General features: G+C 52.6%; 2 protein-coding genes. One reads left to right on the top strand and one right to left on the bottom strand.

Annotated features, from left to right (window positions below):
• A partial coding sequence (locus Q0802_RS24595) for an FG-GAP-like repeat-containing protein (RefSeq protein ID WP_298922649.1) occupies positions 1-612 on the top strand: 612 nt, incomplete at its 5' end.
• Between the two features lie 575 nt (positions 613-1,187).
• On the opposite strand, the gene Q0802_RS24590 is transcribed toward Q0802_RS24595, so the two are convergent.
• On the bottom strand, positions 1,188-1,412 hold the full coding sequence (locus Q0802_RS24590) for a hypothetical protein (protein WP_298922648.1): 225 nt from the start codon (positions 1,410-1,412) through the stop codon (positions 1,188-1,190).
• Positions 1,413-1,660: the final 248 nt, after the last annotated feature.

Below are 1,660 nucleotides of genomic sequence, written 5' to 3'. Positions count from 1 at the left end.
TACGGCTGGGGCAGCGGTACCATGCAACGTGAGCTTGCGGACGTTAACGGTGATGGTCGGGCCGACATCGTGGGCTTCAGTACCAATCATATGTACGTTGCGCTTGGTCGTTCGGATGGTACTTTCCGTGGCTCGTTCGAAGCCGGATCTGAGTTCGCAAGTACTGCCGGTTGGGGCTCTGGCTCTGCACAACGCGAATTAGGCGACATAAATGGAGATGGGAGAGCAGACACAATTGGGCTTTCGCAAGGTGGTACGTTCGTCTCCCTATCTGAAGCATCAAATGGAAATAGACTCTATGGGGATGATGGAGCAGACACTCTGGTTGGTAGTCGAGGGAACGACATTGTAAATGGAGGCACTGACGACGACGTGCTCACCGGGCTCGAAGGCGCTGATCGCTTTGAATTTGTAGAAAATGACGGCGCGGATACCATCACGGATTTTGAAGACAGTATCGACCTGATCCAGATAGCGGGGCAGACCTTTGCTGATTTGACTATCACGCAATCCGGCAATGACGTTGATATAGCCATGGCACCTGGAGATACAATCAAACTTCTGAACACCAACCTCGTTGATATCACCGAAAGTGATTTTCTCTTCGTTTGAGGCTCGGACGCGGTATTGAACGATATGGATTACGCGCAAAACAACAACCAGAAGTAACCATGGCAAGAACCCGGGTTCCTGCAAATCTTTGAACCCGTGCAGTGAATCTTGCTGCGGCATGCGTGAACGGCTTCTTGTCACGCCTCACAGCGGCGTTGAAAATGGTGCGGTTGAAGCGATTTACACGCTGCGGGTGCGTACGGTGAGAAATTGTAATGGCAGCCATGGACACAGACCACGATTTCGCCGCCTTTAGCGCGAAGCTCGGCTCCTGAATTGCGAACGACCGTGCATTGGTCGAAACAACGCAAAATCAAGGGTTTGGCCCGATCTATAGATGGCCGGTTCCGTTCGGTCATCACCAAGGGCCCTGCTGCACGGGCATTGGGCAGCTTCGAGCCCATTTTGACCGATGCTGCAACTTGAATGAATGACTATTTTCACTGAAACTTCAGCAACGGGCAGCACCTGTTCAGTCGTTGAACCCTTCACGGGGTTGCTAACGAATGAAAGCATGTAGCGATAATGGCCGAAACTCCAATGTCTGAATCCAGCGCTTATGGGACCAAATAGGGTCATTTGCTAAGAGAGGGTTTGTTGCTCATCGTAGCCACCAAGGAGTGGACGATGAGAAAGACAACGAAGAGCCCTGGCGAGAAGATCGTCATGAGATCGCTTGAGGAAGCCTTGGACAGCACATGCTTCCTATTGGCGTCCTTCGACCAACCGATATACCCATCTTCTTCGGGAGAAAATCCAAAGAAAGACCTGAGCCAGATTGTACGCAGTTTTGCTTCCATGCCGCTCTGCACCAGCCTCTTCTTTATCTCAACCACAATACTGTTCTTTCAGCAGACCCAAAGTACATTGTGTCGCGCCTAGTGCACGGATCCGCGAAGTCGCTGCCCGTTCCATACGCTCGCTAGATGGTAGGCCTCGACAATTGGCGGCCCAAAGCCGCCTTCGAACATGGTGTCCAATTCTGCGGTCGCAGCCCGCATTGCGGATGGGGTGGATGGCTCCTGCTCCACCGGCGTCGCAATGCGCC

This window comes from uncultured Roseobacter sp., from assembly GCF_947495275.1.
GTDB lineage: Bacteria > Pseudomonadota > Alphaproteobacteria > Rhodobacterales > Rhodobacteraceae > Roseobacter.
The sequence above is the reverse complement of the archived record's forward strand: the minus strand, read 5'-3'. Positions and strand labels throughout refer to the sequence as shown.

Coding starts and splice junctions, on each gene's coding strand:
- Q0802_RS24590 (WP_298922648.1), bottom strand. CDS start 1,412: ATGGAAGCAAAACTGCGTACAATCTGGCTCAGGTCTTTCTTTGGATTT.